Annotated in this window: 24 protein-coding genes; 20 read left to right on the top strand and 4 right to left on the bottom strand. The window is 61.9% G+C overall.

Going from position 1 to position 22,482, the window contains the following annotated elements:
* The first annotated feature begins 22 nt into the window (after positions 1-22).
* Positions 23-502, top strand: coding sequence for an SsrA-binding protein SmpB (gene smpB / locus NKJ89_RS01490; RefSeq protein ID WP_256745670.1), 480 nt, complete (start codon positions 23-25; stop codon positions 500-502).
* A 33-nt stretch (positions 503-535) separates the two neighbouring features.
* On the top strand, positions 536-1,246 hold the full coding sequence (locus NKJ89_RS01485) for a glycoside hydrolase family 25 protein (RefSeq protein WP_352599229.1): 711 nt from the start codon (positions 536-538) through the stop codon (positions 1,244-1,246).
* A gap of 40 nt (positions 1,247-1,286) precedes the next feature.
* Here the strand turns inward: NKJ89_RS01485 and NKJ89_RS01480 are convergent, their stop codons facing one another.
* Both NKJ89_RS01480 and NKJ89_RS01475 read right to left on the bottom strand, forming a co-directional pair.
* Complete coding sequence (locus tag NKJ89_RS01480; RefSeq protein ID WP_352599227.1) at positions 1,287-1,943, bottom strand: uracil-DNA glycosylase; 657 nt, start codon at positions 1,941-1,943, stop codon at positions 1,287-1,289.
* An 11-nt stretch (positions 1,944-1,954) separates the two neighbouring features.
* Complete coding sequence (locus NKJ89_RS01475; RefSeq protein WP_023762095.1) at positions 1,955-2,536, bottom strand: LabA-like NYN domain-containing protein; 582 nt, start codon at positions 2,534-2,536, stop codon at positions 1,955-1,957.
* A gap of 328 nt (positions 2,537-2,864) precedes the next feature.
* Between NKJ89_RS01475 and rpoZ the strand changes: the two genes are divergently transcribed.
* From rpoZ to NKJ89_RS01405, 14 genes are all read left to right on the top strand, one after another.
* On the top strand, positions 2,865-3,266 hold the full coding sequence (gene rpoZ, locus NKJ89_RS01470; RefSeq protein ID WP_023762094.1) for a DNA-directed RNA polymerase subunit omega: 402 nt from the start codon (positions 2,865-2,867) through the stop codon (positions 3,264-3,266).
* Positions 3,267-3,394: 128 nt separating this feature from the next.
* The gene (locus tag NKJ89_RS01465) at positions 3,395-5,623 is read left to right on the top strand and encodes a RelA/SpoT family protein (RefSeq protein ID WP_023762093.1); all 2,229 of its coding nucleotides are present in this window, start codon (positions 3,395-3,397) and stop codon (positions 5,621-5,623) included.
* A gap of 75 nt (positions 5,624-5,698) precedes the next feature.
* The gene (pyrE, locus tag NKJ89_RS01460) at positions 5,699-6,277 is read left to right on the top strand and encodes an orotate phosphoribosyltransferase (RefSeq protein WP_352599225.1); all 579 of its coding nucleotides are present in this window, start codon (positions 5,699-5,701) and stop codon (positions 6,275-6,277) included.
* A 65-nt stretch (positions 6,278-6,342) separates the two neighbouring features.
* On the top strand, positions 6,343-6,723 hold the full coding sequence (locus NKJ89_RS01455; protein WP_352599349.1) for a VOC family protein: 381 nt from the start codon (positions 6,343-6,345) through the stop codon (positions 6,721-6,723).
* Between the two features lie 248 nt (positions 6,724-6,971).
* A complete protein-coding gene (locus tag NKJ89_RS01450; RefSeq protein WP_352599223.1) occupies positions 6,972-7,571 on the top strand; it encodes a DUF2062 domain-containing protein in 600 nt (199 codons plus the stop codon).
* The gene (gene acpS / locus NKJ89_RS01445) at positions 7,568-7,981 is read left to right on the top strand and encodes a holo-ACP synthase (RefSeq protein ID WP_023762088.1); all 414 of its coding nucleotides are present in this window, start codon (positions 7,568-7,570) and stop codon (positions 7,979-7,981) included. The genes NKJ89_RS01450 and acpS overlap by 4 nt, the downstream gene beginning before the upstream one ends.
* A 78-nt stretch (positions 7,982-8,059) precedes the next feature.
* A complete protein-coding gene (lepB, locus tag NKJ89_RS01440; protein ID WP_352599221.1) occupies positions 8,060-8,809 on the top strand; it encodes a signal peptidase I in 750 nt (249 codons plus the stop codon).
* Complete coding sequence (rnc, locus tag NKJ89_RS01435) at positions 8,809-9,564, top strand: ribonuclease III (protein ID WP_352599219.1); 756 nt, start codon at positions 8,809-8,811, stop codon at positions 9,562-9,564. Before lepB ends, rnc begins: the two co-directional genes overlap by 1 nt.
* Entirely contained in the window at positions 9,561-10,487 is a 927-nt protein-coding gene (gene era / locus NKJ89_RS01430; protein ID WP_352599217.1) for a GTPase Era, read from the top strand. Before rnc ends, era begins: the two co-directional genes overlap by 4 nt.
* Positions 10,488-10,568: 81 nt before the next feature.
* Positions 10,569-11,462 (top strand): aminoglycoside phosphotransferase family protein, encoded by an 894-nt coding sequence (locus NKJ89_RS01425; RefSeq protein ID WP_352599215.1) that lies wholly within the window; start codon positions 10,569-10,571, stop codon positions 11,460-11,462.
* 387 nt (positions 11,463-11,849) lie between these two features.
* A complete protein-coding gene (locus NKJ89_RS01420) occupies positions 11,850-12,944 on the top strand; it encodes a porin (RefSeq protein WP_352599213.1) in 1,095 nt (364 codons plus the stop codon).
* A 137-nt stretch (positions 12,945-13,081) separates the two neighbouring features.
* Positions 13,082-13,858, top strand: coding sequence for a DNA repair protein RecO (recO, locus tag NKJ89_RS01415; protein WP_352599210.1), 777 nt, complete (start codon positions 13,082-13,084; stop codon positions 13,856-13,858).
* Positions 13,855-14,373, top strand: a complete 519-nt coding sequence (locus NKJ89_RS01410) for a PaaI family thioesterase (protein ID WP_352599208.1) — start codon at positions 13,855-13,857, stop codon at positions 14,371-14,373. The genes recO and NKJ89_RS01410 overlap by 4 nt, the downstream gene beginning before the upstream one ends.
* A gap of 79 nt (positions 14,374-14,452) precedes the next feature.
* Positions 14,453-17,194 carry a DUF2339 domain-containing protein gene (locus tag NKJ89_RS01405; RefSeq protein ID WP_352599206.1) on the top strand — a complete coding sequence of 914 codons (2,742 nt, stop codon included), beginning with the start codon at positions 14,453-14,455 and terminating at the stop codon, positions 17,192-17,194.
* Between the two features lie 3 nt (positions 17,195-17,197).
* Here the strand turns inward: NKJ89_RS01405 and NKJ89_RS01400 are convergent, their stop codons facing one another.
* Together NKJ89_RS01400 and NKJ89_RS01395 are read right to left on the bottom strand one after the other, a co-directional pair.
* Entirely contained in the window at positions 17,198-17,626 is a 429-nt protein-coding gene (locus tag NKJ89_RS01400; protein WP_023762079.1) for a type II toxin-antitoxin system VapC family toxin, read from the bottom strand.
* Positions 17,616-17,870: a type II toxin-antitoxin system VapB family antitoxin gene (locus NKJ89_RS01395; RefSeq protein ID WP_023762078.1), complete on the bottom strand. Its 255-nt coding sequence runs from the start codon at positions 17,868-17,870 to the stop codon at positions 17,616-17,618. The genes NKJ89_RS01400 and NKJ89_RS01395 overlap by 11 nt, the downstream gene beginning before the upstream one ends.
* Positions 17,871-18,159: 289 nt before the next feature.
* On the opposite strand from NKJ89_RS01395, the gene NKJ89_RS01390 reads away from it, so the two are divergent.
* From NKJ89_RS01390 to NKJ89_RS01375, 4 genes are all read left to right on the top strand, one after another.
* The gene (locus NKJ89_RS01390; protein WP_352599204.1) at positions 18,160-18,678 is read left to right on the top strand and encodes a sigma-70 family RNA polymerase sigma factor; all 519 of its coding nucleotides are present in this window, start codon (positions 18,160-18,162) and stop codon (positions 18,676-18,678) included.
* The gene (locus tag NKJ89_RS01385; protein ID WP_352599202.1) at positions 18,675-19,466 is read left to right on the top strand and encodes an anti-sigma factor family protein; all 792 of its coding nucleotides are present in this window, start codon (positions 18,675-18,677) and stop codon (positions 19,464-19,466) included. The genes NKJ89_RS01390 and NKJ89_RS01385 overlap by 4 nt, the downstream gene beginning before the upstream one ends.
* 204 nt (positions 19,467-19,670) lie before the next feature.
* Complete coding sequence (locus NKJ89_RS01380; protein ID WP_023762075.1) at positions 19,671-20,768, top strand: peptidase C39 family protein; 1,098 nt, start codon at positions 19,671-19,673, stop codon at positions 20,766-20,768.
* A gap of 5 nt (positions 20,769-20,773) precedes the next feature.
* Entirely contained in the window at positions 20,774-22,237 is a 1,464-nt protein-coding gene (locus NKJ89_RS01375) for a RimK family ATP-grasp domain-containing protein (RefSeq protein ID WP_352599200.1), read from the top strand.
* Positions 22,238-22,482 lie beyond the last annotated feature (245 nt).

The following is a 22,482-nucleotide window of genomic DNA, read 5'->3' as shown; positions in this document are numbered from 1 at the left end:
TGAGGCGCCACCTCTCCACATCATGAATCAAGTCAGAAAAGCCGATCCCAACAACAAGACTGTTTCGGAAAACCGCAAGGCGCGGTTTTCCTACGAGGTGCTCGACACGGTCGAGGCCGGTCTGGTGCTGACCGGCACCGAGGTCAAGTCGCTGCGCCAGGGCCAGGCCAACATCCAGGACAGCTATGCCTCGGTCGAAGGCGGCGAGATCTGGCTGATCAACTCGTATTTGCCGGAATATCTGCAGGCCAACCGGTTCAACCACGAGCCGCGCCGGCGCCGCAAGCTGCTGCTCAACAAGCGCGAGATGGCGAAACTGGCGCAAAGCGTCGACCGCGAAGGCATGACACTGGTGCCGCTGAAAATCTATTTCAACGATCAGGGCCGCGCAAAGCTGCTGCTCGCGGTCGGTCGCGGCAAGAAGTTGCACGACAAGCGCGAATCCGAGAAGCAGCGCGACTGGTCGCGCGAGAAGGGTCGGCTCTTGAAAGAGCGTGGGTAGGTAAAACAGCGCGGGTAGGCTGGGGCCATTCGTTTGAAGAACCGGATTGTCCTCTTGGGTTTGGCCAGTCTGGTCCTGGTATGTTTCGTCGCAGCGGGCGGCTATCTCTATTTCAGATCATTCTCACCGGACCGCGATAGATATCCGGTCAGGGGCATCGACGTCTCCCATCATCAGGGCCGGATCGACTGGCGTCGCGTTGCCGCCGACGATGTCGCCTTTGCCGTCATCAAGGCGACGGAAGGCGGTGATCACATCGACGATGCCTTCGCGAGGAATCTGGAAGAGGCCCGCGCCGCCGGTCTGGCTGTCGGCGCCTATCATTTCTTCACCTTCTGCCGGCCAGGTGCCGACCAGGCGAAGAATTTCATCTCGGTGGTACCACGCGATCGGCCCTTGCTGCCGCCGGTCGTCGACATCGAGTTCGGCGGCAACTGTCCGCAGCGGCCAACGCCGGAGCAACTTAGCGCCGAACTGGCGGCGTTCCTCTCGCCTGTCGAGGCGGCGTTCGGCAAGCCGGCAATCATCTATCTGACCGACGAGGCCGCGCGGACCTATGCCGGGCGCATCACTGCGCGCCCGCTTTGGCTTCGCTCATTGCTTCAGGAGCCGGACCGTGACGACTGGGTCTTCTGGCAATACCACAACAAGGGTCGCGTCGACGGCGTCGAAGGCGATGTCGACCTGAATGTGCTGCAGGGTGGGCCAGCGGTGTTGAACGTGCTGTCTGCGCCGCTGCGCTGACAGTCTGCCGACGCGAGACTCTATTCCCGCAGAACATCCGCTACGTCCGCAGGAATGTCGCTATCTGGCTGAAAACACCAACGAACATCGCCTCGGTCAGCACGCCGGTATTGGTGTTGTAGCGTGAGCAGTGATAGCTCGAAAACAGCGTGATGTTCCCGGCCGGCAGTTGTCCGCCATGCTTGAACGGATAGGCGGCGACACGCCTACCCAGTGCCCGCACGGTCGACTGGTGCGCGATCGATCCCAGCGACAGTATGGCGCGCAGGTTGGGGAACCGGGCAATTGTCGGCACCAGGAACGTCCGGCATGTGGCGATTTCGGCGCCCGCCGGCTTGTTCTCCGGCGGGACGCAGCGCACCGCATTGGTGATCGCCGTGCCGACCAGTTCCAGTCCGTCATCCGGCCGAGCCTTGAACTCGCCGCGTGCAAAGCCGTGCAAAATCAGGGTCGAGTAGAGCAGGTCGCCGGCAAAGTCGCCGGTGAAAGGGCGTCCGGTACGGTTGGCACCGCGCAAGCCAGGCGCCAGTCCGACGATAAGCAACCGAACCGTGGCATCGCCTTCCGGCGGCAGGAAAGTCGGCACCGGCGCATTGAACCAGGACGGTTCGCGCTGCCGCCACTCGGCGATGAAATCATGCAGCCGTGGGCAGAGCGGGCAATCGCGATCGGGTTCGGATGCGGAACGGGCGGTCAAAGCGACCGGCCTCAATAGTCGTCCTCGTCGACTTCGGCCGGCTCTGGCCGGCGCACCGGCCGCTCGGACGGATCGCGGCCAACCTCGTTCTTCAGTGTCGTCAGGTCGATGAAATGGTCGGCCTGGCGACGCAGATCGTCGGAAATCATCGGCGGCTGAGAGGCCATGGTCGAGACGATCGACACCTTGCGGCCACGCCGCTGCAGCGCCTCGACCAGTGTGCGGAAATCGCCGTCGCCGGAAAAGATGACGTAGTGGTCGACGACATCGGCGAGTTCCAGCGCATCGACCGTGAGCTCTATGTCCATATTGCCCTTGATCTTGCGGCGGCCCGTCGAGTCGGTGAATTCCTTGGCCGGCTTGGTAACCACCTTGAAGCCGTTATAGTCGAGCCAGTCGATCAGCGGACGGATCGAGGAGTATTCCTGATCCTCGACCAGCGCCGTGTAGTAATAGGCGCGCAGCAGATAACCACGCTTCTGGAAGCTCGCCAGAAGCTTGCGATAGTCGATGTCGAAGCCTAGCGCGCGCGACGTCGCATAGAGATTGGCGCCGTCGATGAATAGGGCGATTTTTTCACGAGGGTCGAACATGGAAAATTATTCCTTCTCGAAATAAATGGCCGTCTTAACGAAATGCGATAGCGACGTTCGGTCAGGCTCATAATAAACCGGCTGACCTCTATGCCATCCGAGATAGCGCCAGTTTCGCGGCAATCCAAGGGCGTGTTGCAGCACAGCAAGCAATTGTGATCGGCACACCGAACGCATACGTACAGGCTGATTTTGCGGAATCGGGTGTTTGACCCAGAGAATGAGCGCCCTGCAGTCCCGCCATTGCCATGATGCTTGTATTTTGGCGGCGTTCGGGTTATGGACCGCGCCTGTTTTCCATCAAATCCATCGCATGAAAGGGGCATCCATGGCCCGCGTAACCGTTGAAGATTGCATCGACAAGGTCGACAACCGCTTCGAGCTGGTGCTGTTGGCCGGCCACCGCGCCCGGCAGATCAGCCAGGGCGCACCGATCACCGTGCCGCGTGACAACGACAAGAACCCGGTCGTGGCGCTGCGCGAGATCGCCGACGAGACCCTGTCGCCCGACGACCTCAAGGAAGATCTGATCCATTCGCTGCAGAAGCATGTCGAGGTCGACGAGCCCGAAGCTGATGGCGAAGCGATTGCCGATCAGACCGGCGCCGCTGTCGCGGCCACCGACGCCGACGACACCGAGGAGAACATCACCTTCGATCGCATGACCGAGGAAGATCTCCTGGCCGGCATCGAGGGCCTGGTACCGCCGGAAAAGAGTGACGACTACTAAGCGAGCGCTCTGGACCTGCCTGGAATACGTTTCCGGCACTTCCGTCCAGTCAGTTTCGTGGCTATCTATGAGGTGCGCCGTACGCTAGTGCGGCGCATCAATCATTTCACCGCTGCGAGATCCCGCCCATGATGCGTCAGTATGAGCTTGTCGAGCGCGTCCAGCGCTACAAGCCTGACGTCAACGAGGCGTTGCTCAACAAGGCCTATGTCTACGCCATGCAGAAGCATGGCCACCAGAAACGCGCTTCCGGCGATCCCTATTTCTCGCATCCGCTCGAAGTCGCCGCCATCCTCACCGAAATGCATATGGACGAGGCGACGATCGCGGTCGCCCTGCTGCACGACACGATTGAGGACACCACGGCGACACGGGCCGAGATCGATGAGCTGTTCGGGCCCGAAATGGGCAAGCTGGTCGAGGGACTGACCAAGCTGAAGAAGCTCGACCTCGTGTCGAAGAAGGCCGAGCAGGCGGAAAACCTGCGCAAGCTTCTGCTGGCGATTTCGGAAGATGTCCGCGTGCTTCTGGTCAAGCTCGCCGACCGCCTGCACAACATGCGAACCCTCGACCATATGCCGGAGGCCAAGCGCCTGCGCATCGCCGAGGAGACGATGGACATCTATGCGCCGCTGGCCGGCCGCATGGGCATGCAAGGCATGCGCGAAGAGCTCGAGGAGATCGCCTTCCGCTTCATCAATCCGGAGGCCCATCGCGCCGTCACTGCCCGGCTCGCCGAAATCTTCGAGCGCAACAAGGGTGTGCTGTCCGAGATCGAAAAGGCGCTGTCAGGGCTGTTCGAGAAGCATGCGATCAATGCCAGCGTGAAAAGCCGTCAGAAGAAGCCGTGGTCCGTGTTCCGCAAGATGGAGGCCAAGGCGCTGTCCTTCGAGCAGCTGTCAGACATTTTCGGCTTCCGCGTCGTCGTCGACACCATCGAGGACTGCTACCGGGCGCTTGGCGCCATTCACACGACATGGTCGATGGTGCCGGGCCGCTTCAAGGATTACATTTCGACGCCGAAGCAGAATGACTACCGATCGATCCACACCACGATCGTCGGGCCGTCGCGTCAGCGCGTCGAGCTGCAGATCCGCACCCGAGAGATGAACAAGATTGCCGAATACGGCGTCGCCGCCCATTCGATCTACAAGGATACCGGCGGCAAGACGAACGGTGCCGCCCATGCGATCTCGAAAGAGACCAACGCCTACGCCTGGCTGCGGCGCACCATCGAGCAGCTTGCCGAGGGTGACAATCCCGAGGATTTCCTCGAAAACACCAAGCTGGAGCTGTTCCAGGACCAGGTATTTTGCTTCACCCCGAAAGGCATGCTGATTGCGCTGCCGCGCGGCGCGACACCGATCGACTTTGCCTATGCGGTGCATACCGATGTGGGTGACACGTGCGTCGGCGCCAAGGTCAACGGGCGCATCATGCCGCTGATGACGGAATTGAAGAACGGCGACGAGGTCGAGATCATCCGCTCCAAGGCACAGGTGCCGCCGGCGGCGTGGGAATCGGTCGTCGTCACCGGCAAGGCGCGCTCGGCCATCCGCCGCGCCACCAAGAACGCCATCCGCAAGCAATATTCAGGTCTCGGCATCCGCATCCTGGAACGCGCCTTCGAGCGCGCCGGCAAGACTTTCACCAAGGAGAGCCTGAAGCAGGTGCTGCACCGGTTGGCGCGCAAGGACATCGAGGATGTGCTGGCCTCGGTTGGGCGTGGCGAGCTTGCCTCCGCCGACGTCATGAAGGCAGTATTCCCCGACTACAAGGACGAGCGCATCACCACGGCTGCACCCAAGCCCCGCGAGGAGGGCTGGTCGAAGATCCGCAATGCCGCCGGCATGCTATTCCAGATTCCGGGCCGCGCCGCGCGCAAGGACAAGGACCAGCCACGTGATGGCGCCGTGCCGATCCGCGGCGTGCGCGGCGACCTGCCAGTGCGTTTCGCGCCGGAAGGCGCGGTCCCTGGCGACCGCATCGTCGGTATCGTCCAGCCGGGCACCGGCATCACCATCTATCCGATCCAGTCGCCGGCGCTGCAGGCTTTCGACGATCAGCCAGAACGCTGGATCGACGTGCGCTGGGACATTGACGAGCGCACCAAGGAGCGCTTTCCGGCGCGCGTCTCGGTCACCGCCATCAATGCGCCGGGGTCGCTCGCCGATATCGCCCAGGTGGTGGCGTCGAACGACGCCAACATCCACACGCTGTCGATGGTGCGCACCGCGCCCGACTTCACCGAAATGCTGATCGATCTCGAGGTCTGGGATCTGAAGCATCTCAACCGGCTGCTGTCGCAGCTCAAGGACAATACGAGCGTCAGCGACGCACGGCGTGTGAATGGGTGAAATAGTGAATAGTGAATAGTGAATAGTGAAAGAAGGTGCTCACTACCATTCACCATTCACCGCATGGAGCAAACAATGAACACTGATGAAGTGCTGGACATTTTCCGCGAGGCCGGTGCTGTTCTGGAAGGGCATTTCATTTTGACCTCGGGCTTGCGCAGTCCGGTCTTCCTGCAGAAGGCGCGCGTGTTCATGCATGCCGACAAGACCGAACGGCTGTGCACGGCGTTGGCCGAGAAGATCCGCGCGGGCGTGCCCGGCAAGATCGACTACGTCGTCGGCCCGGCAATCGGCGGGCTGATCCCGGCGTACGAGACTTCGCGCCATCTCGGCGTGCCGGCGATCTGGGTCGAGCGGGAAGGGGGCGAGTTCCGCCTGCGCCGCTTCGAGATTACCAAGGGCGCGCGCGTCGTCATCGTCGAAGACATCGTCACCACCGGCCTGTCGATCCGCGAGACCATCGCGTGCCTGCGCGAGCTTGGCGCCGAAGTGGTTGCCGCGGCATGTATCATCGACCGTTCGGCCGGCAAGACGGATGTCGGCGTGCCGCTGATCGCACTCGCCGAATATGAGGTTCCGGCCTATCCGGCCGACCGGCTGCCGCCGGAGCTGGCCGCCATCCCGGCGATCAAGCCCGGCAGCCGCAACATCTGACCATCCATGTCGCCCAAAAGTGTGCAGCGGTTTGGGGCAACGAGATGCATGAAAACAAATTGGATATGATAGCCGGCATCGATCATTTCGTGTTGACGGTCGCTTCGCTGGAAACGACCTGTGACTTTTATCAGCGCGTGCTGGGCTTTGAACGCATAGATACGCCGGGCCGGCCGACAGCACTGGCTTTCGGCACCCAGAAGATCAATGTGCATGAGGTCAGCCGCACCTTCGAGCCCAAAGCCAAGTCGCCGACGCCGGGCTCGGGCGACTTCTGTTTGATCACAGACCGGCCGTTGGGCGAAGTCAGCACCCGTCTTGCTGCCAATGATGTGGTGGTGGAACTAGGTCCGGTCGAACGTGTCGGGGTCCGAGGACCGATGATGTCGGTCTATTTCCGCGACCCGGACGGCAATCTGATCGAGGTCAGCGAATACCTCCCGTAGCCGCAGGCCAGGCTACGCCTTTCGGCGATCCGACTGTCCGTTCCTTAAATTCGCCGCTATTGTCCAATGTTCGAAGCAAGGACTGCCACCGCGAAGGCGGCAACGAGCGCGCACGGTGTTTGGTTGTTCTCCCGCCGGCGCGTGGCTATATCAAGGTTGCGATTGCCATAGGGTGATCGTCAAGCGCAAGATGTGGCTGTCACGTCCGGCTGAAAGTGCCGGCGCGGAAGCTGTGGAACGGGAACAGAGTGCTTTTTCGACGCCGCAAGCCTGATGGCCTTTTCGAACGGGTGCGCACCTACCTTTGGCCGCGCCGCTCGTTTTCGCGCTCGCTTCAGTATTTTTCAAAACGCATCCTGCGGCTGAAGGCCACACCGCACGCGGTGGCGGCCGGCGTCGCTGCCGGCGTCTTCGCTTCGTTCTTTCCCGTCGGCTTCCATTTCATCATCGCCGCCGTCCTTTGCTGGGTGATTGCCGGCAATCTCGTCGCGGCGGCACTCGGCGCGGTGTTCTTCGGCAATCCGCTGACATTTCCTCTGCTGTGGGGCGCCTCCTGGGAAACAGGCAAGCTCATCCTGCATGATCGCCTGCCGCAGCACGGGCCGCCGGCACATCTGGGCGAGATGCTGCATAGCCTGTCCTTTGCGCAATTGTGGAAACCTATCCTTGAGCCGATGCTGATCGGCGCGATTCCTCTCGGGTTGGTGTTCGGACTGCTGTTCTATGGCGTCACGCGCTGGGGCATGAACGCTTTCCGCGAGCAGCGGCGCAAGCGCCTGGCCGAGCGTGCACGCCGACATCAGCAATCGTCTCATCCTGGCGCCAGCATCGGTTCCGCCGCACGATGATCATCGGCATCGGCAGCGACCTGATCGATATCAGACGCATCGAGAAGTCGCTGGAACGTCACGGTCGGCGTTTCATCCAGAGAATCTACACCGAGGTCGAAGAGGCCCGCTCCGAGAACCGCCGGGCGCGTGCGGCGTCCTACGCCAAGCGCTTCGCCGCCAAGGAGGCCTGTGCCAAGGCGCTGGGCACCGGTCTGGCGCAGGGCGTGTTCTGGCGCGACATGGGTGTCGTCAACATGCCCAGCGGCGCGCCGACCATGGCGCTGACGGGAGGCGCACAGGCGCGACTGGCCAAGATCCTACCAAACGGCCATCGGGCGGCAATCCATCTCACAATCACGGACGATTTCCCGCTCGCCCAAGCCTTTGTGATCATCGAGGCGTTGCCCGTCGAAGAAGCGCCACATTGATTGCATCTGACGACCGGCATTGACGTTGCCCAGCGCGCGCCGAGACTCTATACCATCCAACGCACAATCGAGGACGACATGAGCGTGGCTGAAAAAACTGTGAAGAAATCCGGCGGCCTTGGCGAGACCGTCAGCGTCATCGTGCAGGCGCTTTTGCTCGCCCTGGTCATCCGCACGCTCTTGTTCCAACCCTTTTCGATCCCATCGGGATCGATGCGGCCGACGCTTCTGGAAGGTGATTATCTGTTCGTCACCAAATGGTCCTACGGCTATTCGCGCTATTCGCTGCCTTTCGGCCCCGACATCTTTTCGGGTCGCATCTGGGGCTCCGAGCCCAAGCGCGGCGATGTGGTGGTGTTCAAGTTCCCGCCGGATCCGTCCGTCGACTACATCAAGCGCGTTATCGGCCTGCCCGGCGACAAGATCCAGGTCAAGGACGGCCAACTTTTCATCAACGGCGAAGGCGTGCCGCGTGTGAAAACCGGCCAGATCGACAATCCCGACATTACCGAGGAATCGCGCCCTATCGACGTCTATCGCGAGACCTTGCCCAATGGTGTCAGCTACGACACGCTCGACTTGAATTCGAACTCGATCGGCGACAATACGCGCGAATTCGACGTGCCGCCCGGCCATTATTTCATGATGGGTGATAACAGGGACAATTCCGCCGACAGCCGTTTCACTGTCGGCTACGTTCCCGCGGAAAATCTGGTTGGCCGCGCCAATCTTGTTTTCTTCTCTATCGCCGGCAAGGCGAGCCCGCTCGAAATCTGGAAATGGCCGTCGCTGATGCGTGCTTCGCGCCTGTTCCACTTCGTCAATTGATGGCTTTGAAGCGCCCGACAGGCGAAACACTGGCCGGTTTGGTGAAGGCCAAGACCGGCCACGTCTTCAAAGATATCCGCTTGCTAGAGACCGCCTTGACGCATTCCAGTGCGGTCAAGGCGGCAAGCAACAATCAGCGTCTAGAATTCCTTGGCGATCGCGTGCTTGGGCTTGTCGTCGCCGATATGCTTTTCGAAAAGTTCCCTGACGCCCCGGAGGGTGAAATCGCGCCGCGCTTCAACGCGCTGGTCGATGCGAAGACATGCTCCGAGATCGGGATCGAAATGCAGCTCGAGGATCTGGTCCGGGCCGACGCTGCCTTGAAGATGCGGTTGCGTGGCTCCGGCGGAAACTATCTGGCGGATGCGGTCGAAGCTCTGATCGCGGCGGTTTACGTCGACGGCGGCATCGAGGCCGCGCGGCGGTTTGTCCTGCGTTACTGGGAACCGCGCTCGCGGTCGGTGGTGACAAAGCCGCTCAATCCGAAATCCGATTTGCAGGAATGGATTGCCAAGACCAGCGATGCACGCCCCGAATATGTGATCGAAAGGCGCGAAGGCCCGGACCATCAACCTGTCTTCACGGTGTCCTTGCAGGTCCGCGGCTTTGCGCCGATAAGCGGCACCGGCGGCTCACGCAGGGCCGCCGAAGAAGCAGCGGCTTCGGCGTTTCTTTTGCGCGAAGGCGTCTGGGCCACCGCATCGGCTCAAAAAACGGAGGGCGCGGGGCGCTCTAGAGAAGGGAGCGCGGCATGACCGCTACCGAAGGGCCGGCAACGGAAGCTGCCCCCACGCATTCCGGCTTCGTCGCCCTGATCGGCGCGCCCAATGCGGGCAAGTCGACGCTGGTCAACCAGCTGGTCGGCGCCAAGGTGTCGATCGTCACGCACAAGGTGCAGACGACCCGTGCCATCGTGCGCGGCATTGCCACGCATGACAATGCGCAGATCGTTTTCGTCGACACGCCCGGCATTTTCAAGCCGAGGCGGCGGCTCGACACGGCGATGGTGACCACCGCCTGGGGTGGCGCCAAGGACGCCGATATCGTGCTGCTTTTGATCGACGCCGAGCGCGGTATCCGGGGCGACGCGGACGCCATCCTCGAACGGTTGAAAGATGTGCGCCAGCCTATGGTGCTGATCCTCAACAAGGTCGACCGCGTCAAGCACGAGGCGCTGCTGGCCTTGTCGGCGGCGGCCAACGAAAGGGTGCCGTTCAAGCGCACCTTCATGGTTTCGGCGCTCACCGGCTCCGGTTGCAAGGACGTGCTCGATTATCTGGCTGAGGCTCTGCCGGCCGGCCCATGGTACTATCCGGAAGACCAGATCTCGGATCTGCCGATGCGCCAGCTCGCCGCCGAGATCACCCGCGAAAAGCTTTATCTCAGGCTGCATCAGGAACTGCCCTATTCCTCGCATATCGAAACCGAGAAATGGGAAGAGAAGCCGGACGGCTCGGTGCGTATCGACCAGACGATCTATGTCGAGCGCGACAGCCAGAAGAAGATCGTGCTCGGCCACAAAGGCGAGACCATCCGCGCCATTGGCCAAGCGGCGCGTATGGAGATAGCCGGCATCCTCGAACAGAAGGTGCACCTGTTCCTGTTCGTCAAGGTGCGCGAGAACTGGGGCGACGACCCCGAACGCTACCGCGAGATGGGGCTCGAGTTTCCGCGCTAATGCGGGATCCGGACCCGAAGGTCCACGCATGGAAAAGCGGGACCCGGAAAAGACTATGCTCAATAAATCCGCTTCCGGTCCATGGTCAGCAGGCTGAACATCGACACAGCGCTGGTCAGCCGACTGGTCGCCACTCAATTTCCCCGCTGGAAGGATCTTGCGGTCAGGCCGGTCGAGTTTGGCGGCTGGGACAACAGGACCTTCCATCTTGGCGACGAGATGACCGTGCGGTTGCCGAGCGCCGCGGCCTATTCCCTGCAAGTGGAAAAGGAGCACCGCTGGCTGCCAAGGCTGGCGCCATTGCTGCCGCTGCCGATCCCCGTGCCGTTGGCGATGGGAGTTCCGGCTGAAAATTATCCCTGGCCTTGGTCCATCTACCGCTGGATCGAAGGCGAGACGGCAAAGCGGGAGCGTATCGCCAGCCTGCCGCAATTCGCGACGGATTTGGCCGCGTTCCTGGTTGCCTTGCAGCGTATCGATCCCACAGGCGGCCCGGCGCCGGGACAGCACAACTTCTTTCGGGGCGGACCGCTGACCGTCTATGACAACGAAGCGCGGCAAGCGATTGCTGCCCTCGACGGCAAGATCGATACCGCCGCCGCCAGCGCGGTCTGGGAAGCAGCGCTTGCCGCAACATGGCACGGCGCGCCGGTCTGGTTCCACGGTGACGTCAGTTGGGGAAACTTGCTGGTCAGGCAAGGCCGGTTGAGCGCGGTGATCGACTTCGGAACCTCGGGCGTCGGCGATCCCGCCTGCGATCTGGCGATTGCATGGACGCTGTTTGAAGGCAAAAGCCGGGAAGCGTTCCGAGCCGGCGTTACGGCCGATCAGGCGATGTGGGCGCGCGGTCGTGGCTGGACGCTTTGGAAGGCGCTGATCACCGTGGCCGGGCAGATAGACGTCAATCCGGTCGAGGTTGAGAAATCCCGATATGTGATCGACGAAGTGCTTGCCGACCACGCGCAGCGGGCCTGACGCGCCAGGGCGATGCGGCCAAAAATCCCGATCGGTGTCTGAAAGATTCCGTTATTTCGATAGGACGGGCCGATATTGTTCGGCGTTCTCTGGTTGAAATATATGTTTAGCCGCGAAACTATCGGAATAGATATTGAATATATGACGTTGTGCCGATTGTGCCATCGACATGTGCATTGTGTTATTTGTGCAACACGGAATTAAACTGTTAAATGAATCGCCGTTATTTCCGAAATCGTCATTGAAGGCAGAAGATCGATGGGTATGTTCGCGCTCGAAAAGGGCGAGCGCTGCGAGCTTTTTTCATTGTGGTGGTGAGGCGGGAAAACATTGCCGCCAGCCACAAATCCGAAAGCCATTTAAAACTTTGACTGGAGAGGTCAGAAAATGAACATCAAGAGCCTCCTTCTCGGCTCAGCCGCGGCACTGATCGCGGTGTCCGGCGCTCGCGCCGCGGACGCTGTCGTCGTCGCCGAACCGGAACCGGCCGAATACGTCAAGATCTGCGACGTCTACGGCGCTGGCTACTTCTATATTCCGGGCACTGAGACCTGCCTGCGCATCGGCGGCTACATCCGCTATGACGCCAGCGTCGGCGACGGCAATCGCGTGCTGGATGGCACCAAGGCCATCGATTCCCAGGATGGCGGCATCAACGACACCTGGAGCAAGAACGCGCGCTTCACGCTGAAGACCTGGACAGGCCAGGAGACCGAACTCGGCACGTTGAAGACCTACACCGAGACGCGATTCAACTTCGGTAGCGTAACCACAGCCAAGGGCGCCGATGGCTTCGCGATCGACAGCGAGGCCGGCAACAAGGCTGCCGATCTGCATTTCGCCTGGATCCAGCTTGGCGGGTTGCGCGTCGGCAAGGACGAAACGGCTTATGACTCCTTCATCGGCTATGCCGGCAACGTCGTCCAGGACACGATCATTCCCTACGGCCTCAAGGACACCAACCTGATCAGCTACTACTTCGACGCTGGCAACGGCTTCTCGGCAGTGGCCTCGCTCGAAGAAGGTTCGGGCGCTGACACCATCGACAGCTACGTTCCGCATGTCGTGGGCGGTGTGAAGTACAAGGGCGACTGGGGTGCGATCACCGCGGTCGGCGCTTACAACAGCAACTGGGAAGAATGGGCCGGCAAGGCTCGCCTCGACATCAAGGCGACCTCGGACCTGACCCTGTTCGCCATGGTGGGCTACGGCACGGACGACAACAAGGCGACGAACTTCTACAAGCCATGGACCGGCAACTTCGCCGTCTGGGGCGGCGGCACCTATACCGTCAACAAGAAGGTCCAGCTCAACGCCCAGGTCTCCTACACCGACTTCCAGGACTTCGCGGTTGCCGCGAATGTCGCCTACACCATCGTCCCCGGCTACACGATCACGGCCGAAGTCGATTACTTCAAGAATTTCGACGACAAGTTCAAGGATGGCGTCGGCGGCATCGTCCGCTTCCAGCGCTCGTTCTAACGCATCGACTGACCTTGCCAGACCGCCCGCAGCACATCGCTGCGGGCGACTTTTTGTATGCTGATGTGGGCTGCCGGCCTGCCGGGCACCAAACCCAACCCTTGATTTCGCCATCCAACCGGTGAAATGCTTAGGGCATGGAATGGCGCGACGAGGGAATCATTCTCGGCACCCGCAAGCATGGCGAAACCAGCGCCATTCTCGAGGTGATGACCCGTACGCATGGCCGTCATCTCGGCCTCGTCCGGGGCGGCCGTTCGCGCAAGCAGCAGCCTGTCCTCCAACCGGGCAATCGTGTCGACCTGTTGTGGCGGGCGCGCCTTGACGAGCATCTCGGCACGTTCCAGGCCGAGGCGATAGAGATGAACGCGGCCCGCCTGATGGACAGTGCCGTCGCCGTCTACGGGCTGCAGACCATGGCCGCGCATCTGCGGCTGTTGCCCGAGCGCGACGCGCATGAAGGTCTCTACGAAACGCTTGCCGTGATGATCGCCCATCTCGACGATGCCGATGCCGCCGGCGAACTGGTGGCGCGCTTCGAGCTTCTGGTTCTGGACGAACTCGGCTTTGGCCTCGATCTCAGTCAATGCGCCGCTACCGGCACGCGGCAGGACCTGGCCTATGTCTCGCCAAAATCGGGTCGCGCTGTATCGCGTGAAGCAGGCGCACCATGGCGCGACAAGATGCTGGCTCTGCCGGCCTTCTTGCAGCGCGGCTCCGGCCTGCGCGCGGATCCGACTGATGTCGAAGACGCCTTCCAGCTGACCGGTTTCTTCTTAACCCGCCACGTCTATGAGCCGCGCGGCATCGAGCCGCCCGACGCTCGCGCCGGCTTCCTCGCCGCATTGCGCAAACACCATGCGCGCGGCAAGACCATAGCCGGCGAGGATGCGGCCAGAGAAATCATCACATGAGCGAGGTCGAGCTTTATCCGGGCCGGGTCTCGCCGCTCGGCCTCGGCACCATTCCGCATGCCGACATCCTGAAATACACCGGCTTGGAATTGCTGCAGCGCATCGTCGACGGCAAGTACCCTGCGCCGCCAATCTCCTTCCAGCTCAGCTTCGCGCTGACCGAAGTGTCGGAAGGCCGTGCCGTGTTTCGCGGCGTACCCAATGAGCGCCATCTCAACCCGCTGGGCGGCGTACATGGCGGCTGGGCGGCGACTCTGCTCGATTCGGCCCTGGCCTGCGCGGTGCAGACGCTGCTCGAAAAGGGCGAGGCCTACACGACGGCGGAGTTCAAGGTGAACTTGACGCGACCCATCACGCCGAAAACCGGCGAGGTGGTCTGCGAGGGCAAAGTCATTCACAAGGGCCGCACATTGGCCGTATCGGAAGCGACGTTGAAGGATGCCGGCGGCAAGCTGCTGGCTTTCGGCACCGAAACATGCTCGATCTTTCCGGCCGCCAATCTGACGGCAGTTTGAGTTTTGCGGCCGTTTGGCCGCCGCATTTGAGTGTCACTGAGACTGTCAGCGAAAACCGGCTTGGTTTGGGGGAACCGCCATGTTTGAGAGCCTGATCGGCCTTGTCGCCATCATCGCCTTGTTCGTCATCGTTTCGCGCCAGCAAAGCCGCATCGGCCTGATCGAGCGCGAGCTTGGCGCGCTGCGCAGCCTCGTGCTTTCAGGCGTCGTGCCGTCCAAGGCCAGGCCGTCCGAACAGGCCTCACCCGACAGCGCGCGTGCCGATGTGGCTCCGGCCGCGGCCGACATTTCCTCGCCAGCGATAAGCGAGCCTGTGGTCGCACAAGCGCCGCCCGCCACGGAAGCGGAAGCCCCGATTGATGAGGCCGGGCCATGGGCGCCAAGCAAGACGGCACCGAAGGCAGCGGAACCTTCCGCGCCGACCGCTCCGGCGAGAGCCGCCCGCCAGTCGGATGTCGAAACGGCACTCGGCACCCGCTGGGCGGTCTGGGTCGGCGGCATCGCGCTGGCGCTGGGCGGCCTGTTCCTGATCCGCTACACCATAGAGGCCGGTATTTTCGGCCCCGGCGTAAGGCTGACCATGGCCGCGGTGCTCGGCCTGGTGCTGGTCGCCGGCGGCGAGTTCATCCGTCGCACAGGCTTTAGAGTGCCGGTGCAAGGCGTTGCCGGCGCCTACATTCCAGCGATTCTGACCGCCGCCGGTGCCTTTATCCTGTTCGGCACCGTCTATGCCGCGCACGGCATTTATGGCTTCATCGGCCCGGCATTCGCCTTCACGCTGCTCGGCGCCATCGGCGTTGCGACGATCGCCGCCGCCCTTGTCCATGGTCAGGCGCTGGCCGGCATTGGCCTCGTCGGCGCCATGGTGACGCCGGTGCTGGTCGCCTCGCAGGCACCCAATCCCTGGGCGCTGTTCGGCTATCTCGCGATCGTGCTTGCCGCCACCGGAATCATCGCCCGCATGCGCGACTGGAAGGCGCTGATGGCGGCGGCCTTTTTCGGCACCGGTGCCTGGACCATCCTCTACATGACCGATGCGCCGGAGGCGAACCTCTCCGCCATCCTGTTCATCGACGCCGTCACGCTGGCCGTGCTCGCCCTTGTCTGGCTCGCCCGCCGTGGCGATGAAGCCGTGCAAGCCAGCGTTTTCGACTGGCCGTCCATCGTGCCTGGCCTGTTCGTCGCATTTTCGGCGCTGGGCCTGTCGGTCGACCCGGTCTTCGCCGCCGCCGGCTATGCCTTGCCGGGCGCGGTGGTGATCGCCGCAATGGTGGCCGTGGCGCTCTATCGCCCGCTGGCGCTGCCGCTGCTTTATGCCGCCGGACTGGTCACCGTGCTGATCTACCTCGGCATTATCCCCCCAACATCGATCGTTTCCGACCTTTCGGGCGGGGCGCTGGGCGTCGATGGACTGCCAGTGGCCATGTCCAATGCGCTGACAATGCGCATAGGCATCGCACTTGGCCTGGTCTTCATCGGCACCGGCTTCTGGGCCGCGCGCAGGTTCGCGGGCGGAAAGAAGATCCGCGCCGCCTCATGGGCGGCATGGGGCGTCATCGTGCCGCTGGTCATCTTGCTGGCGCTCTGGTTCACCTTCGGCAATCTCGACCGCGACTTTGTCTATGGCGCCGTCGCGGCACTGCTGGTCGTCGTTTTCGCCGCCGGCGGCGAGTGGATCGCGCGGGCCGAAGTGCCGCCGCTCACAGGCCGTGTCGCGGTGTCGTTTGCCTTGGGCGGCGCGGCCGTCGCCGGTCTCCTGATGCTGCATATGGCTTTCGATTCCGGCTGGACCACCATCCTGCTCGGTGCGGCGGCCATCGTGCCGGCGCTGGCGACGCGCTGGCGCTCCTATCCGGTGCTCGGCTGGATTTCGGTCGGCGCGGTGATCGCAGTGCTTGGCCGCGTCGCCTTCGATCCGACCATTGTCGGTGCGGAGTTCCTCTCCAAGACACCGGTGTTCAACTGGCTGCTGCCGGGCTACGGCGTGCCGGCGTTGGCCTTCGGCTTCGCCGCCTGGCAACTCGCCCGCATGACCAATGGCCGGCCGCGCCTGGCGATGGAAGCAGCAGCGGCGCTGTTTGCGTTGCTCACGCTCGCCATGCTGGTGCGCCATGCCATGCATGGCGGCGTCATCGACACGGGTGCTATGACGCTGGCTGAACAGGCGATCTACACGCTGATCGCCATCGGCGCTGGCGCCATCCTGGTCGCCATCGATATGCGTTCGCCAAGCTCGGTGCTGCGCTATGGTTCGATGGCCGCCGGTGTGATCTCGGTCGCCTTCATCGTTGTCCGGCATTTCGCGGTGCTGAACCCTTTATTCACAGACGAATCAACAGGCCGGATCCCGGTGTTCAACCTGTTGTTCCTCGCCTATCTCTTGCCGGCGGTCGCCGCCGGCGGGCTAGCGCTCTATGCCAGGAACAAGCGGCCGAAATGGTATGCGCAGATGCTGGCCGTGGTGGCGGCCGTGCTTGCCCTGGCCTATGCCACACTGTCGGTCAGGCGGCTGTTCAAGGGCGAGTTCATCGGCTTGTGGAGCGGGCTCGGCCAGTTGGAGACCTACACCTATTCGGCGCTCTGGCTGATCATCGGCGTCGCACTGCTCACCGCCGGCGTATGGCTGAAGTCGCAGGTGCTGCGCATTGCCTCCGCCGCGCTGATCGCGATCGCAGTGCTGAAGGTCTTCATCTTCGACATGTCGGAGCTGGAAGGCGTGCTCAGGGCACTGTCCTTCATCGGCCTCGGCGCCGTGCTGATCGGCATCGGTCTGTTCTATCAGCGGCTGCTGACGAGGGCGGCCAAATCTGAAGTCGGGTAGGGCTCAAGCCAGGTCGGTCTGCGAAAAATCGTTGCCCTTGTAGAGCAGCGGTATCCGGTGAGCCTTGGCACACGCGTAACTGAAGCAATCTCCGAAATTCAGCTTGGCGGGATGGCCCACATATCGGCCATAGTCGCGAGCGGCTTTGATGGCGAGTTCGCGGATGCGTGCATCTATTGGTATCTCTACAGCTCTAAGCTCGGCCAGGAAGCCTACAACGATCGTTTGGCACCGATCGATTAAGACTGCTGGTGTCAGGGCTTGGTCGCCGTTTTCCGCCAGGGATGTACTGCGGGCTATCCCAATGATCGCTTCGAATGCGGAGCTCGGAGAAAAATAGAGCTTGTCGGCACGTTCAGCTTTTTCTAGCAGACTGTCCGCATCTGCCTCCTGCAGGAGGATCGCGATGATAGCCGAAGCATCAAGGAACATCAGGTTCTCCCCATCCTTCGTCCATGAATTTTTTCATGTCGAAGTTCGGGTCACGAGGACCAAGTGCGCTTGCAGCGTCCTGAAACTTCTTGATGCGCTCGCTCAATGGAAGGACGGCGTTCGTCCGTTCAAGCTCGCGCTTGAGGGCAATCCGGACCGCTTCCGTCTTTGTCGGCGCCTTGATCGCAGACTGCAACTGGCGAGCCAGCGCGTCGACCTCGTCATCACGGATGTAAAGCGACATACTCGGCTTCCTCGTCAGACGTATATCTTAAGTTGAATATACAGAATATACGATTTTGAATATACATTCTCCCGGGCGGATTTTCAATTCTGCCGGATGCGTTTTCGTCTATCGTGCGGAAAGACGAGATACCCTCTCAGTTTTCTGCCGGGAATAATTTAGCCGGTCATGTCGTTATCTCATTGCTTGGGTGACCGGGGCGGCGGACCGCTTCGCGCTGGCCGCTTGCGCCGCGCTCGGAAGGCGCGTTCAATCGCTATCAACAATGGTGACCTCAGAAACAGCGGTCATGGACGAAAAGAAGGCAGCAATCCTTGGCGAAATACCGCGCCTGCGCCGCTACGCACGCTCGCTTTTGCGCGACTGTGACGCTGCCGACGACCTCGTCCAGGATTGCCTCGAGCGGGCGCTTGTGCGGCTCGACAATTGGCAGACAGGAGAAAGCCCCCGGCGGTGGCTGTTTACGATCATGCATCATTTGTTCATCGACCAGATGCGCAAGGTGAACCGTCGCGGCGAGGTGGCGATGCTGCCATTAGCGGCCGCTGAGGCAGTCGCCCAGCCGTCCGAGCAGATGGAGAGCATCGCCTCGCGCGAGATCATCGACGCGTTGCAGGCGATCAGCCCCGACCGCCGCGCAGCCCTGGTCATGGTTGCCATCGAAGGCTTCTCCTATGCCGAAGCCGCCAGCATTCTTGCCGTGCCCGCCGGCACGCTGATGTCGCGCATCGCGCGCGGGCGTGAGGAATTGCGCGGATTGCTGGACGACACGGCGCGTCGCCGCGCGATAAGGATCGTCGAGAAATGATCCGCCGTGACTTCTCCGAACGTGACATCCACATGGCGCTCGATGGCGAGTTGCCCAGCGACGAGCGCGCCGCCTACGAAGCCTGGCTCGACGCCAATCCCGAGATGAAGGCCAAGAGCGCCCGCTTCACCGCCGATCGGACGGCGTTGCAGGCCGCCTTCGCCGGAGTGCTGGACGAACCCGTGCCTGCGCGGTTGCGCAAAGTCGTGCTCGGCGAGGCACCGGTCAAGGTCGCGATGCCACGCTCGCGCTGGTGGCTTGCCGCGGCCGCTGCTGTGCTTGTGGTCGCCGGCGGGCTTGGCGGCTACCTTGCCGGCATCGATGGCATCGGGCTGGAGAACCCGGCGGAGGATCGGCTGGCCGAGCAGGCAATCGCGGCCCATGTCGTCTTCGCCGCTGAAAAGCGGCATGCGGTCGAAGTGCCGGCCAGCGACAAGGATCATCTGGAGACCTGGCTGTCCAATCGGGTAGGGCTGAAGCTGGTGGCGCCGGACCTGACCGCGAACGGTTTCCAGTTGGTCGGCGGCCGGTTGCTGCCAGCCGGAGAGAGCAAGGCCGCGATGCTGCTCTACGAGGACGACAAGGGCCAGCGCATATCTCTCTTCGTGACGGCACAATCAGCGGAGAACGCCAAGGGAACTTATGCATCGGCGCAGGATGGTCCCCGGGCCGTCTACTGGCTGGACAAGGGCTATGGCTGCGCCGTCGTCGGCTCGCTGCCGCGCGAGCAATTGGCCATCGTGGCAAAGAGCGCGTATGGTCAGCTTCTGGCCGGCCTGGCCAGTTGAAAGGCGCCGCTTTTGATGGCAACACCGATCTATATTGGTGATCTGGTTCAACGCGTTTTTACATCGCCGACTGCTGTCGAATCTGTCACAATTCGGCCCTATTCGAGGTGCGATAGCGCTTTCTGGCCGTCAGTATTTCGACTGATGTCTTGAACGTTTCAAGTAGGGCATTTCCCACCACCAATCGAGGTTCTCTGAAGCCGCATGCCTGCCGAGATCCGCACGGCCCGCGCGTCTGACGTCGATGATCTCGCCGCCATAGAGAAAGCTGTTTTCTCGACCGACCGTATTTCCCGCCGCTCCTTCCGCCTGTTCATCGAACGTGAAACCGCCGAGACCCTGGTCGCCGAAGTCGATGGCCGCGTGGCCGGCTACGCGATCGTGTTGTTTCGCAAGGGAAGCGGTGTGGCGCGCCTCTATTCGATCGCCACCGGTCCGTTTTTCGGTGGGCTAGGTGTCGGCCGCATGCTGCTCGGATCCGCCGAAGAGGCCGCCTTCGAACACGATCGCATGATGCTGCGTCTCGAGGTGCGCGAGGACAACAGCCGCGCGATCTGCATCTACGAACAAGCCGGCTATCGCAAGATCGGCCGCGAACCAGGCTACTATGAGGATGGCGAGACGGCACTGCGCTACGAAAAGACCTTGCGCGGCGACGTTCCGATCGCCACCAAGGTACCGTTCTACCAGCAGACTTGCGAATTCACTTGCGGCCCGTGCTGCCTGATGATGGCCATGGCCAATTTCGATCGCGGCTTCGTGCCGGATCCGGTCATGGAAATCCGCCTGTGGCGCGAGGCGACGACCGTCTTCATGATGTCGGGGCCGGGCGGGTGTGAGCCTTTCGGCCTTGCTGTCTCGGGGTACGAAAGCGGGCTTGCGGCGGAGGTCTACGTCTCCTTCTACGGCGCGCTGTTCCTGCAATCGGTGCGCAGCGAGGACAAGCGCCGGGTGATGGAACTGGCCCAGGTCGACTTTCGCCGGCGCGCGGAACTTTACGGCATCCCGGTGAATTACCGTCCGTTCACCATCGACGATATCAGGGCCGCGATCGCTGGGGGAAAACTGGTGCTGGTGCTGATCAGCGGCTTCCTGATGTTCGGAAAGAAGGTGCCGCATTGGGTGCTGGCGATCGGCGATGACGGCGACCATATCCTGATCCACGATCCTTGGGTCGAGGACGAAAGGCAGGAGACGATCCTTGATGCCGCCAATATTCCCGTGCCTTACGGCATCTTCATGAACATGGCGCAGTTTGGCCGCGACGGACTGCGTGCCGCCATCACTCTGGGAAAGCGCTGATAACAATGACCTGGGTTATTCTTACAGGCAGGCAGAGCGATCTCGACCAGGTGGCGACACCACACAAGATCATCACCAATCGCGACTATCTCGCGCATCCGTCGTTGTTTCGCGGCCAGCGCCCGAAAGTCATCAACCTCTCGAACAACTACGCCTACCAGAGCCGAGGCTACTATGCCTCGCTGCTGGCAAGCTCGCGCGGGCATAAGGTGATCCCGACGGTCGAGACGATGATCGATCTGTCGGAGCGCAAGCTTTATGAGCACGCGCTGCCGGAACTGGAGCTGGCGCTCAACAAATGCCGCAAGGACCTCGGCGGCGCCTTCCCGCAAAAAGTCTGCATCTTCTTCGGCATCGGGCCGTCGAAAATCTGGGACCGTTTCGCCAAGCTGTTGTTCGACTGGTTCCGCGCACCGGCGCTTGAAGTCCACATCAAGGACAGCGCCGAATGGGCCTCGATCCGCAAGATCGGCTTCCATCCGCTGGCGCGCATGACCGAGGACGAGGAAAAAAGCTTCATCCAGTGCCTGGAGACCTACACCAACCGCGAGTGGCGCGACACCAAGGGCCGCACGCCGGCGCGCTACACCTTCGCCACGCTGGTCGATCCACATGAGGAATTGCCGCCGTCGGAGATATCGTCGCTGCGCTACTGGGCCAAGATCGCCGAAAAAATGGGCGTCGAAATCGAGCCTATCACCAAGCGGGACCTCGCCAAGCTCGCCAACTACGACGCGCTGTTCATCCGCGAGACGACTTCGATCTCCAACCACACCTATCGTTTCGCCCGCCGCGCCCAGCAGGAAGGCATGCCGGTCATCGACGATCCGTTGTCGATGATCCGCTGCACCAACAAGGTCTATCTCAACGAGCTGATGGCCTACAACAAGGTGCCGGTGCCGCCTACGGTGATGATCGCCGGTACCTCGGACCTCGAACTGGCGGCGCAGACGCTGGGCTTTCCGCTGGTGCTGAAGATCCCGGATTCGTCATTCTCGCGCGGCGTCAAGAAGTGCGCCAACTTCGATGAACTGAAGACGCTCGCCACCGAATGGCTGGAGGATTCCGATCTTCTGATCGCGCAGAAGTTCATTCCGACCGAATATGACTGGCGCGTCGGCGTGCTCGGCGGCCAGCCGCTGTTTGCCGTGCATTATCTGATGGCCAAGAAGCACTGGCAGATCGTCAATCACAAGGCCAACGGCAAGCCCGACCAGGGCGGCATCAAGACCTTCACGCTGAAGGAAACACCGGCGCATGTCGTGGAGACGGCGGTAAAGGCGGCGCGCTGCATCGGTGACGGGCTCTATGGCGTCGACCTCAAGGAAACCAAGGACGGCGTCTTCGTCATCGAGGTGAACGACAACCCCAACCTAGACCATGGCTGGGAGGACTCCGGCGAAAAGGACGAAGTCTGGGTGCGGCTGACGCAGTGGTTCCTGGAGCGGCTGGATCGACCTGGGCGGTAGTCAACCGGGCTTCGAGGTTTTTTGCCGGCTGCGGTCGCAAGGAGATTTGCCGCACCTTTCGTGATGGAGACCGGGCGAACTCCGTGTGCATCACATCGCGGCTGACATAAATCGCATAGGCTTGCATGCCGAGCATCACGCGGTGTGCCTTCTCATCAACTGCCGCAGTTTCAAACGCTGATTGGAGGGCATTTGAAGGTGGTTGAGCCGAGCTATGTCAGCTTCCACGGCAAATACATCGAGAT

Source organism: Mesorhizobium sp. M0047 (assembly GCF_040323315.1).
In the GTDB taxonomy this organism is placed as follows: Bacteria; Pseudomonadota; Alphaproteobacteria; order Rhizobiales; family Rhizobiaceae; genus Mesorhizobium.
This window is presented reverse-complemented; position numbering and strand designations above follow the sequence as displayed.

Coding starts and splice junctions, on each gene's coding strand:
- acpS (WP_023762088.1), top strand. CDS start 7,568: ATGATCATCGGCATCGGCAGCGACCTGATCGATATCAGACGCATCGAG.
- era (WP_352599217.1), top strand. CDS start 9,561: ATGACCGCTACCGAAGGGCCGGCAACGGAAGCTGCCCCCACGCATTCC.
- NKJ89_RS01410 (WP_352599208.1), top strand. CDS start 13,855: ATGAGCGAGGTCGAGCTTTATCCGGGCCGGGTCTCGCCGCTCGGCCTC.
- pyrE (WP_352599225.1), top strand. CDS start 5,699: ATGAACACTGATGAAGTGCTGGACATTTTCCGCGAGGCCGGTGCTGTT.
- NKJ89_RS01455 (WP_352599349.1), top strand. CDS start 6,343: ATGATAGCCGGCATCGATCATTTCGTGTTGACGGTCGCTTCGCTGGAA.
- NKJ89_RS01375 (WP_352599200.1), top strand. CDS start 20,774: ATGACCTGGGTTATTCTTACAGGCAGGCAGAGCGATCTCGACCAGGTG.
- NKJ89_RS01390 (WP_352599204.1), top strand. CDS start 18,160: ATGGACGAAAAGAAGGCAGCAATCCTTGGCGAAATACCGCGCCTGCGC.
- rpoZ (WP_023762094.1), top strand. CDS start 2,865: ATGGCCCGCGTAACCGTTGAAGATTGCATCGACAAGGTCGACAACCGC.
- NKJ89_RS01475 (WP_023762095.1), bottom strand. CDS start 2,536: ATGTTCGACCCTCGTGAAAAAATCGCCCTATTCATCGACGGCGCCAAT.
- rnc (WP_352599219.1), top strand. CDS start 8,809: ATGGCTTTGAAGCGCCCGACAGGCGAAACACTGGCCGGTTTGGTGAAG.
- NKJ89_RS01405 (WP_352599206.1), top strand. CDS start 14,453: ATGTTTGAGAGCCTGATCGGCCTTGTCGCCATCATCGCCTTGTTCGTC.
- NKJ89_RS01420 (WP_352599213.1), top strand. CDS start 11,850: ATGAACATCAAGAGCCTCCTTCTCGGCTCAGCCGCGGCACTGATCGCG.
- smpB (WP_256745670.1), top strand. CDS start 23: ATGAATCAAGTCAGAAAAGCCGATCCCAACAACAAGACTGTTTCGGAA.
- recO (WP_352599210.1), top strand. CDS start 13,082: ATGGAATGGCGCGACGAGGGAATCATTCTCGGCACCCGCAAGCATGGC.
- lepB (WP_352599221.1), top strand. CDS start 8,060: ATGAGCGTGGCTGAAAAAACTGTGAAGAAATCCGGCGGCCTTGGCGAG.
- NKJ89_RS01380 (WP_023762075.1), top strand. CDS start 19,671: ATGCCTGCCGAGATCCGCACGGCCCGCGCGTCTGACGTCGATGATCTC.
- NKJ89_RS01395 (WP_023762078.1), bottom strand. CDS start 17,870: ATGTCGCTTTACATCCGTGATGACGAGGTCGACGCGCTGGCTCGCCAG.
- NKJ89_RS01400 (WP_023762079.1), bottom strand. CDS start 17,626: ATGTTCCTTGATGCTTCGGCTATCATCGCGATCCTCCTGCAGGAGGCA.
- NKJ89_RS01425 (WP_352599215.1), top strand. CDS start 10,569: ATGGTCAGCAGGCTGAACATCGACACAGCGCTGGTCAGCCGACTGGTC.
- NKJ89_RS01385 (WP_352599202.1), top strand. CDS start 18,675: ATGATCCGCCGTGACTTCTCCGAACGTGACATCCACATGGCGCTCGAT.
- NKJ89_RS01465 (WP_023762093.1), top strand. CDS start 3,395: ATGATGCGTCAGTATGAGCTTGTCGAGCGCGTCCAGCGCTACAAGCCT.